The 15,164-nt window shown below is 43.6% G+C and carries 12 protein-coding genes and 1 tRNA gene; 7 read left to right on the top strand and 6 right to left on the bottom strand.

Going from position 1 to position 15,164, the window contains the following annotated elements:
- Positions 1 to 235 precede the first annotated feature (235 nt).
- Both istA and istB read left to right on the top strand, forming a co-directional pair.
- Entirely contained in the window at positions 236 to 1,792 is a 1,557-nt protein-coding gene (istA, locus tag DN752_RS11330) for an IS21 family transposase (protein ID WP_245949435.1), read from the top strand.
- Between the two features lie 18 nt (positions 1,793 to 1,810).
- On the top strand, positions 1,811 to 2,533 hold the full coding sequence (istB, locus tag DN752_RS11335) for an IS21-like element helper ATPase IstB (RefSeq protein WP_112782570.1): 723 nt from the start codon (positions 1,811 to 1,813) through the stop codon (positions 2,531 to 2,533).
- Positions 2,534 to 3,100: 567 nt separating this feature from the next.
- Here the strand turns inward: istB and DN752_RS11340 are convergent.
- Positions 3,101 to 3,173: transfer RNA gene (locus DN752_RS11340), tRNA-Met, on the bottom strand.
- A 140-nt stretch (positions 3,174 to 3,313) separates the two neighbouring features.
- Here DN752_RS11340 and era point away from each other — a divergent pair.
- From era to DN752_RS11360, 4 genes are all read left to right on the top strand, one after another.
- Complete coding sequence (era, locus tag DN752_RS11345; RefSeq protein ID WP_112784050.1) at positions 3,314 to 4,204, top strand: GTPase Era; 891 nt, start codon at positions 3,314 to 3,316, stop codon at positions 4,202 to 4,204.
- A gap of 21 nt (positions 4,205 to 4,225) precedes the next feature.
- Positions 4,226 to 5,539, top strand: coding sequence for a ribosome biogenesis GTPase Der (der, locus tag DN752_RS11350; RefSeq protein WP_112784051.1), 1,314 nt, complete (start codon positions 4,226 to 4,228; stop codon positions 5,537 to 5,539).
- 76 nt (positions 5,540 to 5,615) lie between these two features.
- Positions 5,616 to 5,837 carry a hypothetical protein gene (locus tag DN752_RS11355; RefSeq protein ID WP_112784052.1) on the top strand — a complete coding sequence of 74 codons (222 nt, stop codon included), beginning with the start codon at positions 5,616 to 5,618 and terminating at the stop codon, positions 5,835 to 5,837.
- A gap of 67 nt (positions 5,838 to 5,904) precedes the next feature.
- Positions 5,905 to 6,546: a SprT-like domain-containing protein gene (locus tag DN752_RS11360; protein WP_112784053.1), complete on the top strand. Its 642-nt coding sequence runs from the start codon at positions 5,905 to 5,907 to the stop codon at positions 6,544 to 6,546.
- A 20-nt stretch (positions 6,547 to 6,566) separates the two neighbouring features.
- Here the strand turns inward: DN752_RS11360 and DN752_RS11365 are convergent, their stop codons facing one another.
- From DN752_RS11365 to DN752_RS11375, 3 genes are all read right to left on the bottom strand, one after another.
- A complete protein-coding gene (locus tag DN752_RS11365; protein ID WP_112784054.1) occupies positions 6,567 to 8,465 on the bottom strand; it encodes a glycine-rich domain-containing protein in 1,899 nt (632 codons plus the stop codon).
- 109 nt (positions 8,466 to 8,574) lie between these two features.
- Complete coding sequence (locus DN752_RS11370) at positions 8,575 to 10,101, bottom strand: hypothetical protein (protein ID WP_162633194.1); 1,527 nt, start codon at positions 10,099 to 10,101, stop codon at positions 8,575 to 8,577.
- Positions 10,102 to 10,747: 646 nt separating this feature from the next.
- Complete coding sequence (locus DN752_RS11375; protein ID WP_112784056.1) at positions 10,748 to 11,395, bottom strand: NAD(P)H-dependent oxidoreductase; 648 nt, start codon at positions 11,393 to 11,395, stop codon at positions 10,748 to 10,750.
- A gap of 115 nt (positions 11,396 to 11,510) precedes the next feature.
- Here DN752_RS11375 and DN752_RS11380 point away from each other — a divergent pair, with 115 nt between their 5' ends.
- Entirely contained in the window at positions 11,511 to 11,879 is a 369-nt protein-coding gene (locus DN752_RS11380) for a winged helix-turn-helix transcriptional regulator (protein ID WP_112786511.1), read from the top strand.
- Positions 11,880 to 12,141: 262 nt separating this feature from the next.
- On the opposite strand, the gene DN752_RS11385 is transcribed toward DN752_RS11380, so the two are convergent.
- Together DN752_RS11385 and DN752_RS11390 are read right to left on the bottom strand one after the other, a co-directional pair.
- Positions 12,142 to 12,756, bottom strand: a complete 615-nt coding sequence (locus DN752_RS11385) for a peroxiredoxin-like family protein (protein WP_112784057.1) — start codon at positions 12,754 to 12,756, stop codon at positions 12,142 to 12,144.
- A 172-nt stretch (positions 12,757 to 12,928) separates the two neighbouring features.
- Positions 12,929 to 14,236, bottom strand: coding sequence for a sensor histidine kinase (locus DN752_RS11390; protein ID WP_112784058.1), 1,308 nt, complete (start codon positions 14,234 to 14,236; stop codon positions 12,929 to 12,931).
- Between the last annotated feature and the right edge of the window lie 928 nt (positions 14,237 to 15,164).

The raw sequence follows: 15,164 nt of genomic DNA on the forward strand, positions 1-15,164 counted from the left end.
CTTGGATCCAGGCAATAATTCAAGTACCGAAGTGGCTTTAGGTGCCGGAACCGCCTGCCATTCCGGCGGATGCTGACCCCCTGAAGAATAATATTGAGCTGATTCCGGAGCAAGCTGACCCCTTTGGATCCTGGATTCCGGAGCAAGTTGCCCCCTCTATGGAGTTGTTTTGGTTTTTTAGCGGACATTTTAAAAAACCGCTAAGTATAGTCCGATGGCAGGAAAACCAAAACCGATGAGTCAGATCAAACAGATGATTATTTTACGGCAGCAGGGCAACGGTATCAAAACCATTGCCCGTATGCTGGACATGAGCAAGAACACGGTAAAAAGCTATCTTTTCAAGCTTGACAAGCTGCTGGAAAACAACAGGAAGACAGGGCTTACAACCAAAAAGCTGCTGTCCATGGAAGACCCCGAAGTTGAGAAGCTGTTCCTTTCAGGGGATCCGTCCTATAAAGACCCCCGTTACGAGCACTTTATAGCCAACCTCCCTTATTATCAAAAAGAACTCAAGCGTAAAGGGGTGACCAAAACCCTTCTATGGGAGGAATACAGGGAATCTTACCCCGAAGGGTATGGCCGGAGCCAGTTTTGTTATCACCTTGGCCAGCAGGAGGTGGCCAGGGCAAAGCCTTCCATGGTGCTTGACCATAAACCGGCAGAGAAGCTGTATATAGACTTTGCGGGCAAGCCCATCTGCTACATAGACAGGGAGACCGGGGAGGAGATCAGGTGCCAACTGTTCGTGGCCTGCCTGCCCTATTCGGACTATGCCTTTGCCATGGCTGTGCCCTCCCAGACCATCCCCGACTTCCTGCACGTCCTGGGCTGTTGTATGGAGCAGCTGGGAGGGGTGCCACAGCTGCTCGTCCCTGACAACCTAAAAGCGGCCGTAAACAAGGCCGACAAATATGAGCCAGGTATCAACCGGGCCCTGGAGGACTTTGCCAACCATTACGGCACGGCCGTAGTGCCTGCCAGGGCAAGGAAACCGCAGGACAAGGCATTGGTGGAAAACCAGGTAAAGGTGCTCTATTCCCGGGTATATGCCAAGCTCAGGAACGTCCAATTCTTCGACATACACAGCCTGAACCGGGCCATTGCCGAAAAGGTGAAGGCCCATAACCAGACCCGTATGCAGCAAAAGCCTTACTGCAGGGAGGAAAGGTTCCTGGCCGATGAGAAGCACTTATTGGGAAAGCTTCCCGGGGAGCGCTTCGAGCTGAGGCATTATGCCGAACTGACGGTAGCCAAGAACAACCACGTCTACCTGTCCCGGGACAAGCACTATTACAGCGTGCCATATTCCCTGATAGGCCAGAAGGTAAAGGTGGTCTACACCCGCAGCATGCTCTATGTGTTCCATAAAGGGGAACGGGTGGCCATACACGGCAGGGGCTTCCAGCAAGGGCCTTATTCCACACTCAAAGAACACCTGTGTTCCCAACACCAACACTACAGGGACAGAAGTCCGGCGTATTACCGCGACAAAGCTGCCCAATACTCCAATACCTTCGCCAAATACATTGCCCTGATCTTTAAGCAGGACAGGTACCCTGAGCAACTCTACAGGACCTGTGACGGCTTACTTGCCCTGGCCAGGAAGGTGGATGAACAGCGGCTGGACAAGGCCTGCAATATCGCCATGGAGTACAATCAATACAGCTATGGCTTTATCAAGAACATGCTGGAAAACAATATGACAGAAGCCACAACGGAAGCCTCCGGCAAGGAACTTCCCAAACACGGCAACGTCAGGGGAAGAACATATTACAACGAACAACGATAACTTAAACTTTAAACAACTATGCCCAACCCGATCGAAACACAACTTATCAAACTCAGGCTCCATGGCATGCGCCAGACCTGGGCAACATTACAGGAGACCCGTAAAAACCAAAGCCTCTCCCTTACCGAAGGCCTTGAGCTTATGCTGCAGGCAGAAGAACAGGAACGGGACAACAGGAGATTCAAAAGACTGGAATCCAATGCGGGCTTCCGTTACAGGGCTTCCCTGGAAGAACTTTCCCTGGACAGGACCAGGGGCCTGGATGACATGCTCCTGACAACACTGGCGACCGGGGAATATATGGAACATGGTGATGCGGTACTTATCACGGGAGCCACCGGCTGCGGAAAAAGTTACCTGGCCTCGGCCCTCGGCCATCAGGCCTGTGTGCACGGCAAAAAGGTCGCCTACTTCAATACCCAGAAGCTTATGCTCAAAATCAAGATGGTAAGGTTGGACGGTACCGTGCTCAAGTTCTTCGATAAAATGGCCAGAACAGACCTGCTTATCCTGGATGACTTCGGGCTCACACACCTGGACAAACAACAACAAATGGACTTTATGGAACTTATCGAAGACAGACATGGTAAAAAATCCACTGTTATTGTAAGCCAGCTCCCTGTCTCAAGCTGGTATGATGTAATAGGTGAACCGACCATAGCGGACGCCATCCTTGACCGGTTGGTGCACGCCTCCTACAGAATCGTGTTAAAAGGGGAAAGTCTCAGAAAAAAAATGTAAAATTGTCAGTCTTCTGACTATACTACCAAAACAGCCTCTGCAGAGGGGTCAATATCACCGGAACAGGGGTCAACATCGACCGGAATATCCATTGGTATTGTACCATTTGGACGGGTATTCTGGTTGCATGTACACGAGTGGACATACGCATTGCGAATATATCTCTTGTATTCTGTTTTTATAAAATGGTCAGCTTAGTTAATTCAAGACTTATTATCCATTACAAACGTTTACTGATCAATTGTAAACATTTATGATTGAATAATCCTCTAAAACTAAGGGACTCCTAAAAATATAAAAAATACTCCATCTAGGGTGTTTTTTGTGGAAACCTACTGCTGTGGTGTTTTTAAATATTTGTTGTTTTCTTACGTGGCTCAAAAAGAAAAAAGGAACTGGACAAAGGGTTACCTAAATCCTGGATTAGCATTAGGCGCAGTAACTAATATCCAAAAAATAGGGACAAAATCATCCGAATTTAACAGAATCAAACAGATTCGAAATAATGCTAAACCCCTGAAAAACAAAAAACTCCGAACAATTTTGACATTGTCCGGAGTTTAAAAGTAGCGGGAACAGGACTCGAACCTGTGACCTTCGGGTTATGAGCCCGACGAGCTACCAACTGCTCCATCCCGCGATATATCTTGTAATTATTTATATCTTTTGTCTAAATTTAAAGGTGGTTTTGACTTGCTCAATACCCTGTTTCCTTTATTGTGATACAAAGGTAGGCAGAAATTATGAAAAATCAAGTACCTTTGTAAAAATATTTATCCTATGACCGAAAAAACACATAAGGCTGGTTTTGTAAATATCATCGGCAAGCCCAACGTGGGCAAGTCCACACTGATGAATGTATTGGTGGGTGAGCGGCTTTCGATTATTTCATCCAAAGCACAGACTACACGCCACCGTATTCTTGGACTGATGAATGATGCTGACTATCAGATTGTTTTTTCGGACACTCCTGGCATGCTCAAGCCAAAATATGAACTGCACAAAAGCATGATGAGCTTTGTGAACCTGTCATTGGAGGATGCCGATGTGATCGTTTTTGTTACTGACCTGTTCGAAACCGACAATGAAATCGAGGAAGTCATCGAAAAAATCAATGCCTCTGGAACTCCTGTTTTATTGGTGATCAACAAAATTGACCTCGCCAAGAATAACAAGCTGGAAGAAGTCACCCAATACTGGACTGATCGACTAAAAACAGACACAGTCATTCCTGTGTCGGCATTGGAGAACTTTAATATTGAGCGGATCATGCAGGAGATTCTGGACAGGTTGCCCGTTCATCCACCCTATTATGACAAGGAGGAACTTACTGATCGGCCAGAGCGTTTCTTTGCCTCTGAGATCATCAGGGAAAAGATCTTTACCAATTACAAGAAAGAAATCCCCTACAGCACAGAAGTAACTATTGATCAATTTACGGAAGATGATAAGATCATCCGCATCAGAGCTATTATCTTTGTGGAGCGATCCAGCCAAAAGGGCATCATCATAGGTGATAAAGGCAAGGCCATAAAGAATGTAGGTATTCAGTCAAGAGAGGCGATGGAAGCTTTTTTTGGCAAGCAGGTATTTCTCGAAACCCATGTGAAGGTAGAGGACGACTGGAGAAAAAATAAAAACAAACTAAGAAAATTCGGTTACGATCAGTAACCTAACTAAGCGTAGAAAAAAATGGCAAATATTGTAGCAATAGTAGGGAGGCCAAATGTGGGCAAATCCACTTTCTTCAACCGTCTCATCGAACAGCGTAAGGCTATCGAAGACAATGAAAGTGGGGTCACTAGAGACCGCCATTACGGGCATGCCCAGTGGGGAGGAAAGTACTTCTCGGTGATCGATACCGGCGGGTACGTTACCGGCTCGGAAGATGTCTTCGAGGCGGAGATCCGTAAGCAGGTGAAGCTGGCTGTGGAAGAAGCTTCTGTGATCCTTTTTGTGGTGGACTGCATCGATGGTCTGACGGATCTGGACAAGGAATTTGCCAATGAACTTCGGGGTGCCAATAAGCCCATATATATCGTCGCCAATAAAGCCGATACACAAGAAAGGTCTTTTATGGCCAATGAGTTTTATGAATTGGGCCTAGGGGATGGTGCCGTCTATCCTATTGCTGCTGCCAGTGGGAGCGGTACGGGAGACCTGTTGGATGAGCTGGTGGTTAATTTTGACGATATTGGCATCGAAAATCCGGATGAGGGCATTCCAAAGCTCGCCATCTTGGGTCGCCCCAATGTCGGTAAATCCTCTTTCCTTAACGCCCTGCTCGGAACCGAAAGGACCATCGTCACGGACGAGGCCGGTACTACAAGGGATACCATCAATTCCCACTATACCCTTTACGGGAAGAATTTTATCATCTCCGATACCGCTGGGATCCGTAAAAAGTCCAGGGTAAAAGAGGATATCGAGTTTTATTCCGTGATGCGTTCATTGCGGACGCTGGAGGATTCTGATGTGGTCATCGTGATGGTGGATGCCAGCCGCGGTCTTGAAGCACAGGATGTCAACTTGATCTCTCTGGCCATCAAAAACAACAAAGGCGTCATGATAATGGTCAATAAGTGGGACCTCATCGAAAAAGACCACAAAACCATGAACACCTTCAAAGATGATATGATGGAAAAACTTGGCGAAAATCGCTGGATCCCTATCATCTTTACATCCATGCTGACCAAGCAGCGGATATTTCAGGCCATCGAACTGGCAGTGCAGGTGTACGAAAACAAGACGAGAAAAATCGCTACTTCACAGCTCAATGACAAAATGCTTCCGGAAATCGAGCGTTATCCACCGCCAGCATGGAAAGGAAAATACATCAAAATCAAATACGTCACCCAGCTGCCTACCAAAAATCCAGTATTTGCTTTCTTCTGTAATTTGCCACAATACCTCAAAGCACCTTATACCAGGTACCTGGAAAACAGACTCAGAGAACACTTTGATTTCCAAGGAGTTCCTGTAAAAATTACCTATAAGAAAAAGTAAAAATATTTTTTCTTATATCGCTTGAATATATCAATCAGGGCTGTACATTTGCGTGCTTATTTTAAGAAACAAACACATGAAAAAGACAATGGTTTTGTTTGCCCTAGTTGGTCTGGCATTGACCACTTCTTGCGGCAAGAAGGAAGTTGAACAAACTGAAGAGACGATCGAAACGCAGCTCGAAGAAACTGAGCAAGTAATCGAAGAATCAGTGGAAGAGCTTGAAGAATCGGTAGAAGACGCTGCTGAGTCAGTAGAAGACACCGTAGAAGAAGTGACCGAAGAAATCAACGGTTAATTCTCCTATTAAAATCAAAATTCCCAAAGCACCGAGCAATCGGTGCTTTTTTTTATCTTAGCACCAGATGAAACCAAGTGCCGCATCAAAACTAGCCAAAATTTTTGAGGCCAAAGTGCCAGAAAATGCCGCTCCATACTGCCTCAAGCTATGGAAAGAGGCTCCGTTTCATTTTACCGTCAGCAAGTCAAGACTGTCAAAGCTGGGGGATTTTCGCTTTCGGGCCGACCAGTCTGTCCAAACCATCACGATCAACCACAACCTCAACCGATATCAATTTCTCATTACGTACATCCATGAAGTAGCACATCATCGGGCCTTTCGGAAATATGGCACCACCATCAAGCCACACGGGAACGAATGGAAAAACACCTTTAAGCAGTTAATGCAGCCTGTGCTTACTGACGAAGTATTTCCCAAAGACTTGCTCATTCCGCTCAGGAGACATATGACCAGCCCAAAAGCCAGCTCCAGTACAGACTTCTGGCTAAACAGGGAGTTGCGAAAATACGATGCATCACTGAATGGTCTAAAGGCCACCTACCTCTATGAAGTCACCATTGGAACAGTCTTCGAACTTCGGGGGAGAAAGTTCAAAAAAGTACAGCCACGAAGAACCCGGGTCTTATGTGAAGAAGTCACCTCAGGAAGGCATTACCTTATTTCCGGCAATGCTGAAATTTCACTATCCCTTCAGAGCGAAAATTAAGCTTCACGGTTTAGAGGGAGTTATCCTCTCACAAGTTTGATATATTCGACCTTTTCTTCCCACCTGATTTCCAGTACCCAAATTCCTTTTTTCAACGATGAAAAAATTTCCCTTAGGGCATCTTCAAATGCCTTTTGTCCATCTACCCGGATATATTCAGTGGTATGCAATGGCGAAACCAACCGAAAATATATCTTCTCTATCTTATCTGTAGACCCAGAATAGGAAACGTTCATATCAGCTCCGGAAGATGGATTTGGGTAAATTTTCCAAACCTTTTGCGGTTTTTGGGACGTAGGCACAGTAACGGAATACACCTCTGAGTAGGACCTATCACCATATATGTCCACTTCCCTGATCCGATAATACAGTCTTCCACCCAAAGCAGGTAGACCATGGTCCTGATAGCGGTATTCGATCAATTCCTCACCCAAGTCACGTGACTCCAAAGTAGCGATTTGTTTAAAATCATCTATTCCTCCCAGCGAGCGTTCAAGCACATAATGGCTGGTAGAAGACTCCTCTTTCACCTGCCAATCTATTTGGACGGTGTTATTGATGGATTGATAGGCAACGTTAACAGCTTTCCATAGCACTGGCAAGCTGGATAGGCGAAGGCGGATAATCACCATTCCGTCGGCACCGTCTCCACCGCCGTCCCAACCAGCACCTCCTCCTGATCCGGTATTCTGCTCCCCCGACCCACCAACATCGGTATCCGCATCTCCACCAATGCCGCTTCCTCCTGTACCCTGATTGTTACCTTGCCCTGGCCGTCCAGAACCACCCCCACCTCCGGCAAAAATATTGTCAATACTCACCGACACATCGAGGTCTTCCAATATCGGTGAAGAGGCTCCTTCACCACCATCACCGCCACGTGAGCCATTTCCGGATATTCCGCGGGTCTCGGCCCCACCACCACCGCCACCTGATCTAGCCTGTCCATTTCCTTGCCCTCCCTGAGCTCCTTCATTTCCCTGTGAGCCACTAGAAGCCCCAGAGGAGGAGTTACTTGCATGCCCTCCTCCTGAGCCCCCAGACCTTCCTGTATTATGGGTGCTGTTGCTATGATAGGATCCCCCGCCTCCACCTCCTATAGCAGTAACATTATTAAAATAAGAGCTCATTCCATTTTGGCCAGCTTCATTGGACGAAGTGGCTCCTTCTCCTCCCTTGCCCACATATACAGGGTAGGTCTCTCCCTGGTTTAGCGACACCGATGGTTCATACACCATTCCTCCTGCACCTCCACCGCCGGCACTGCCGCCATACCCCCCGCCTCCACCTCCAGCGACAAGCAGCACCTCGGCATCGTCAAATTCAGCTGGAACAGTAAATGGCCCATCGCATCGGTATATATACAAGCGCTCCAACTCGGAAACTTGCACTTCTTCAACACAGGAATTGGGTTCCTCACAAACCCCTTCAGTGATCTCATTATCTTCTGCCTGGATGTCCGGACCTTGTATGACCAACCTAAAATTAAAACATCCTAAATCAGCAGGACTTGGATGTGGAGGACTGGAATAACAGGTATGCCAATCACTTTGGGCGGCCAATACTGAACCGCTTCCTCCTCCCTCCGGAAGGTCAAAATAGTTTTCATCACGCTCTGTACCGTCATCGCAAATCAAATACCCCTGCAATGTCCAAAGTGTAGGGGTGGGGCCGGTAAAACTCACGTTATAGTCAATCCTTACTCGATATTCAAATCCTCCAGGGCAATAGGTGTTGTAAGTGATGACCTCCGTAAGTTCGAGCTCGATATTGATTTCACTTTCACCAGAAGGAACGGTAATGGTATTTGAACACTGCCCTACTGCCTCACTCGTGGTGAAGATAAGCCAGCCAGTTAATGCGATAAGTAGGTTAAAATAAAAAATAGAACACTTTAATCGGTCATTAAGGATGCTCATATATTGGTGGTAAGGGTGTATAATACAAACTTACGAAAACCAACGAACTCAAAAAGGGTTTCCTTTATAATCTAATCACATGTGTGATACATTACATTTTACACCATCCCTAAAGCAATAATTTGATAAGCTGTGACTCATCTGCCCAGCGCACTTTTACTACCACGAGTCCTTTCGAAAACTGGGCCAATTCTTCTCTTAAGCGCATGTTTAACTCTTCTACAGAACTTGCCTGGAAGGAACGCGATTGGTTAAGTGAATTAAAAATCGTTATGGACATCTCTTCTCCATGGTACTTTTCAGGGTTGGTCAGTGCTAGGTGGATTTGTTCACCTTTGGAAGGGTTTGGATAAATTTGCCAAGCGGCTTTCCCTGTCGATAAACCTTGGATATCCAAACCGATAATTTTACTGAAGGTAGCTTTCCCATCGGTATCCACTTGCTTTATACGATAATAAAGACGACCTGCCTGGACAGGTAAATCGTCATCGTCAAAAGTATAGTGTTGTAACTCATTGGTCCATCCTCCACCTGAAACCTCTCCAACAGTCTTAAAATTCGAAATGCCATTGAATGAGCGTTCTATTGAATATGTTGAAACAAAATTGTCCTCATATACTGACCATAAGACCTTGACAGTTTGGTAGGATGCCAATATTCCATTGATTTCATTAAACACTACAGGTAGTGTCCTAGCACATTCAGACCCCATATTTTGGTTTTGAGATCGGTAACAAGCATTTTCTATTGCCGAAAAATGGTTACCTCCATTCGTGCTTCCATCTACCAAAAATGAAGCATTACCACTTAGAGCAGCTGTATTCCAAGAATTAACATTTACATCTCCCTCAGTATGGACAAACGTATCGTCTGACATATCTATTCTGGCACCTCCCCCCATAACAATGCTTCCTCCCACTTGCATTTCAGATCGACCTTCCATGTTAAGCTGGCCACTATTCATGTTTACGTCTTGCTCTACGTTCACGACCCCATTTTCGTTAGAATTTATGACTCCTCCTGATGAAAAAGATAGCCCTTTTGTACTAAAATCTCCATTAACATTCAGTGTAGAACTGGAATTAATAATAGATTCATTTAAGACTATTAATCGTGAACCTTCTTCTATGTTAATAGTTGAGGTGTTATTGGCCATTGATAAGTTCTCTACGATTACGGTACTGTTACCTATAATATTCATCACGGCACCTGCACCAATGTTCAATGTTCCGTTTTGTATGTTTAATGAAGCCCCATTTTCGACATTAAAAACTGTAGGAGGTACTCCACCATTGTTGTCATATAGAGTTACATCCCCTGTAAATATAAGATTGGCCAATGCCCCTGAAACAGTAATTTGGCTAAACGTATTCCTACCAATATTTGCATCCCCTTGATACTCTACGCTATGATTTACAATCACGTTTGTCCGACAAGGACTTGAATTATCAGGCGATTGAGTAGGCGTTGCACACCCGTTCGGATTCGTGCTATCCCAAGTGGAGGAAGCACTCCAATCACCGTCACTGTTTGACTCAAACTGCTGGGCAAATCCAGCATGGCTTATTCCAATAGTGCAGAAAATAAATAGCATCTTATGTCCATTTTTCCACATGCGGAACAATAAACTTTTCATTCGTATTATTTTAGTTAGCAAGGACCGTTGGTGACACTTCCTTGGCTAGGGTGATTGACATTTCAAAAATATTTTTCCTAAATCACAACAAAACCGCTAATCTTCACCTGTTTTTGCTGTTTGATGGCAAAAATATTAAACTCAACACCTAAAACAAGTAATTACTAAATAAATATTTTCATTTTAAACCCACTATTAAGCGGTTTGATTGCTGTTTTTAGCTTTTCATTTACAATGGTATTACTTCTATTAAAAGAAAAAGTAGATCAAATAAATCCTTTCAGAGCTCATTTAGGACAAATCAAAGATTTATTATAGGCACCCAAAAGGAATGAGTTCATCTAATCAACTTATCGGCACCTTCCCAGTATTATCGTGGAATTTGCATTAATCTTTCTCTTGCGACCTGAAAATGGTTCAAATCCCAAACTGTTTGTTTCCACAAACCTTCTCATCTAACCCACCATTCCGAGTAACTTCCCCACACTCACCAAACAAATGAAAACCTTAGTTTCTACCAGATATAAGACCTGGCCCTACATCTCCAAAGCGGCATATACACAAAAAAAAGCTGTACCCCAATACTCAGGATACAGCTCTTGCTATTAGTTAAGAAAACGCATCAGGGGTATTGCCTGAAGGTAATTTACTTTTCCATGATCTCAGCTGATGAAATCACAAATTCCTCTTTTGGGGTACGGAATTTTTTCATACCGGCGAGCCAGTCATTCGTTTCATCCCTATAGCCCAAAGGCAATACCAAGGCGCTCTTCAGGCCAAGCTCCTTCAAAGCAAGCAATTCATCCAAAGCGGCCGAATCGAACCCTTCCATTGGCGTGGCATCCACTTTCTGCTCAGCAGCCGCTGCGATGGCCGTACCAAATGCAATATATGCCTGCTTGGCAGCATGATGGGCATGCCACTCTTCTGGAAGCTGGCTGTACATGCCCCAGAGTCGCTCTCTATAAGCATCCATTTTGTCCAGTGGCATTCCCCTAGCTGTCAAGGTATTGGCAAAGACTTCCTTGATTTTGTCTTCTGTATAATTTTCCCATGCCGCAAATACCAATATATGGGATGCATCGGTAATCTGGCTTTGATCCCAGGCGATGGGTTTTATCTTTTCTTTCATTTCTGGATCGGTGATCACAATGATGCGATAAGGCTGCAGCCCAGAAGAAGAAGGAGAAAGCCTCGCTGCTTCCAGAATATAATCCACTTTTTCTTGGGGCACAGCCTTTCCGTTCATTTTTTTTGTGGCATATCTCCACTCAAGATTTTCTAATAAGCTCATGATCTCGTTCTTTAGTTTTTTTGATATTCCAAAATTAGCTATATTTGCTATACAAAAGGAAGTAACATCATATAATATACCACTATACTTTTGTATAGTGATGTTCAAAATGATTATGGACACATCAACGACAAAAGGCCAAGAAAAAGTTCACATTTGTTCAGGTGAATTTGTAGTAGCAGTACGGGATACGCTAAATGTGATCAGTGGGAAATGGAAGCTTCCCATTATCGGATCCCTATGTTATGGCAAAAAACGGTTTAAAGACTTGGAAAATGACATTCCAAAAATCACCCCTCGCATGCTCTCCAAAGAACTCAAGGAGCTCGAACTAAATAGTATCGTAACCAGAACGGTGTATGACACCACGCCCGTCACCGTGGAATATGAACTCACCCCTTCAGGCAGAAAAATCCGTGAACTACTGGATGCCATGGTAAAGTGGGGCCTTCAGCATCGAGAAGAGGTGATGAAGCCGGAATGACGCCATTGGTTAAACCCGGTTTATGCATTAGGAATTGTGATGAGGTTTGAAACTACAAGAAAATCAGGCTGTTTGGAGATTGAGGCATAGCACCGCTAGGGTGAAATCGAAAACAGCGGCGAAGCGACTGATTTTGAAGTAGGTTCATACCGCAATAGATAGGCTAATGCATATTCCGGGTTAAAACATAAAAACTGCATCCTGACCGGAGTAGACCTATCAGGATGCAGTTTATTCATGTCTGGGGCTAGCTATTTATTGTTCACTCCTCCAGACTAGTAAGTACAGCTGTCAGCATTTTACCACTCATTCGGCTGTCATAATTGGGATTGACGTATTCAAAAAGGATCGTTCCTTTTTTGTCCAGCACAAATACCGAAGGAACGGGAAGCACTCCTGGGTTTTGCTGATCCGAAGCCTTAAAAAGCATGTCTTTATAGCGATCCGGAGCTTGAAAAGCCAAACCAAAGGACTTGGTTACTTTAAGGTCATTATCCGAATACAGACTGTAGGTCAGTTCATTCTTATCCACTGTTGCTTTGAGCTGTTCAGGTGCATCTGGACTGATGGCGAGGATCTGATAGCCCTTGTCCAGGATTTCCTGTTCTACCTCTTGCAGCTCGGCAAGGTGCTTATTACAATAGGGACACCATCCACCACGATAAAAAATCAAAACTGTAGGCTTCTGGGCAATTTTTTTCTTAAGTGACACCGTGTTTCCGTCAGGGTCTTTAAGGTCACTCTCTGGAATTTCTTCTCCGATCAGTAGGGGAGAGATGTCCGTGGGCTGAGATGGAACCTCTTGTGCTTTGGTCGAGAAAACCACCATGGTCACCAAACCAGCAACCATACCTAATACAATGTTTTTTAATCTCATAGAAATTGATTTTAAAAGATAAACTAATGACATACCACAATAATATGCTCTACATATTATTGAAGACAAAATATTGAATAAATTCAAAAACCTGTTCTAATTTACATCAGAAGTTCCCTTTTGGATCGTCTTGGTAAACACAGGGGGGTGAAAGGGTTTATGTATCTACGGATTACTTTTCCAAATGTTCTGGATCTTTCACATTTCCTTGTGGCTGTATTTTGGGAAGCAATAGACTAAAGGTACTTCCTTTCCCTAAGTCACTATCGATTTCTACTCTTCCCCCTTGATGTTCTGCCAGTTTTTGACAAATTCTGACGCCAAAACCCGTTCCTGATTCCTTTTCCGTCCCATCACTGGAAACCACATTTCGCTCCGAATGCAGCAAATCTTCCAAACTAGACGCCTTCATGCCAGCTCCATAATCACTTACTGACAGACAATTATAATCAGAAGTTTTGTTCATCGAGATATCAATTGAAGTATTCCTATAAGAAAATTTCAACGCATTGGAAATAAAATTCCTGATGATGGTAGCAGTCATGTTTGGGTCAGCGGTGATCTTTACATTTTTATTAATCAGGTTATTGATCACAATGTCCTTAGACTTGGCCTGTCCTTCAAAAAAATTGACTTCTTTTTGTATCAAATCATGTATCAAAACGTCGTCCATCACTGCCTTGGATTCCGCAGCTTGTGACTTGGCCCAGAGCATTAGGTCCTGCAGCAGTCGATTGCCATTTTCAACCGCTTTAAACATGACATTTTTCATATCCTCAAAACCCTCATGGCTCATTTCTCTCGTTATCAAACTGAGCACCATACTAATTTGGTTAAACGGTGTCCTGATATCATGACCAATAATCCTGAAAAGATGGTCTTTTTGCTTGTTACTTTCAATCAGTTCTTCATTATGACGCGCTACTTTTTCATTGGCCCTTGTCAGGCTTTCTCTAAGTTCACTCAGCTCTTTCTGTAACTGGTGACCTGCCAACCCTGCTCCTGTGGACAGTACGAGATAAAAAATGTATTTTGACATTGGATAGTCAACAGGAAGGATCAACATACATGAGATGATAAAAGCACCATTGATCAGCAATATATAGATCATATGTCGTCGATGGATAAGGATACCAGCCACCAACATCAGCAATAAAGTGATCAGCTCCACTTTTACAAAATAAGCTTCCATCAACAGTGATCCGCTGCCCAATCGTATAGGAACTGAAATATATATACTCACAAAAATAGAGTATACTACCACCATCAAGACATGTTCAATAGTGAGAAAACGGAACCTACAAAGGATAACTGCAATGATGATGATAGCTATATTGATCAGGTTTTTGATATAGAGCATGGGGTGATTGTCCATCTTCCACTCCACATAGGCATCTGCCATCAAGGAAAATAAGGCCACCATGACGACATACATGATGACACGCTTGATCTTTCGAAGATTTCTTATGATGATTTCCATACTTTTTACTCATTAAATACAGCTACCCAAAATCCATTTCTACACCTATCTCTTTAGCCTTTTTGAACCTAGATGACGTAGGGGAGGAAATGCTTGAATGTAGCCTCGTAATAAAAAAACAAATTAGGCTTACCTCTAAAACAATTTTTCGTAATTCACCTTTACTATCCGCACACTTAGTGGTTGACCTCTGTTTTATGACCCAACTACGCTGCTTGATTCCCTTTTAGTCATTATTGTTTGTACAGATAACTGAACAATACACACGAATATTGTATTCCTTTGACCTTCTTATAAATGACTGTTGTCATTAAAAAAAAACGTTGGCCGAGCACCTTTCTACCAAAAGAACGCTAGCCCTTCCAAAAAACCCATTTAAACACTTGTTTGAACTAAACAGCTTTTAATTCTGTAAACTAGATATATTACTAAATAATATTTCAAACACTATTCTACAAAAATAATTACATTTTTAACCACTTACAATAAAACAGCAAATTCATTACAAAAAATAAATATACACATCTGTTTATCATTTATTTACAACATAACACAGAAGATTAAGACTACCATTTGGAAAGAAATAAGACGATATTTCCGGAGCTCAACCAATTATAACACTGGAAAAACAACCTAATTTTTTGTTAAAAAAACTTTAAAAAATCAAACTACACCTATTCAAAGGTCTTTTTTTAACTTCACCCAAAACAGTACATTATTTGGGTCCTCAAAAACACCAAAAAGTCAAGGATAGGTTTTGGTCATGTCCTCGTCCACGCAGATGATAAAATCGGCGAGCCCTTCATACCCTTCTTCCAACTTACCCACATCCTTTTGCCTCACGGTAGAAACTGTCACAAAAGTCAAGTCAGGACGTACCCTGTTGAAGTACCAGCAGATTCCTTCATAATTATTGGAGAGAACAATC

It is taken from the genome of Echinicola strongylocentroti, assembly GCF_003260975.1.
Classification (GTDB): Bacteria; Bacteroidota; Bacteroidia; order Cytophagales; family Cyclobacteriaceae; genus Echinicola; species Echinicola strongylocentroti.

Coding starts and splice junctions, on each gene's coding strand:
- der (WP_112784051.1), top strand. CDS start 4,226: ATGGCAAATATTGTAGCAATAGTAGGGAGGCCAAATGTGGGCAAATCC.
- DN752_RS11380 (WP_112786511.1), top strand. CDS start 11,511: ATGGACACATCAACGACAAAAGGCCAAGAAAAAGTTCACATTTGTTCA.
- DN752_RS11360 (WP_112784053.1), top strand. CDS start 5,905: ATGAAACCAAGTGCCGCATCAAAACTAGCCAAAATTTTTGAGGCCAAA.
- DN752_RS11385 (WP_112784057.1), bottom strand. CDS start 12,756: ATGAGATTAAAAAACATTGTATTAGGTATGGTTGCTGGTTTGGTGACC.
- DN752_RS11390 (WP_112784058.1), bottom strand. CDS start 14,236: ATGGAAATCATCATAAGAAATCTTCGAAAGATCAAGCGTGTCATCATG.
- DN752_RS11370 (WP_162633194.1), bottom strand. CDS start 10,101: ATGAAAAGTTTATTGTTCCGCATGTGGAAAAATGGACATAAGATGCTA.
- DN752_RS11355 (WP_112784052.1), top strand. CDS start 5,616: ATGAAAAAGACAATGGTTTTGTTTGCCCTAGTTGGTCTGGCATTGACC.
- era (WP_112784050.1), top strand. CDS start 3,314: ATGACCGAAAAAACACATAAGGCTGGTTTTGTAAATATCATCGGCAAG.
- istA (WP_245949435.1), top strand. CDS start 236: ATGAGTCAGATCAAACAGATGATTATTTTACGGCAGCAGGGCAACGGT.
- DN752_RS11375 (WP_112784056.1), bottom strand. CDS start 11,395: ATGAGCTTATTAGAAAATCTTGAGTGGAGATATGCCACAAAAAAAATG.
- DN752_RS11365 (WP_112784054.1), bottom strand. CDS start 8,465: ATGAGCATCCTTAATGACCGATTAAAGTGTTCTATTTTTTATTTTAAC.
- istB (WP_112782570.1), top strand. CDS start 1,811: ATGCCCAACCCGATCGAAACACAACTTATCAAACTCAGGCTCCATGGC.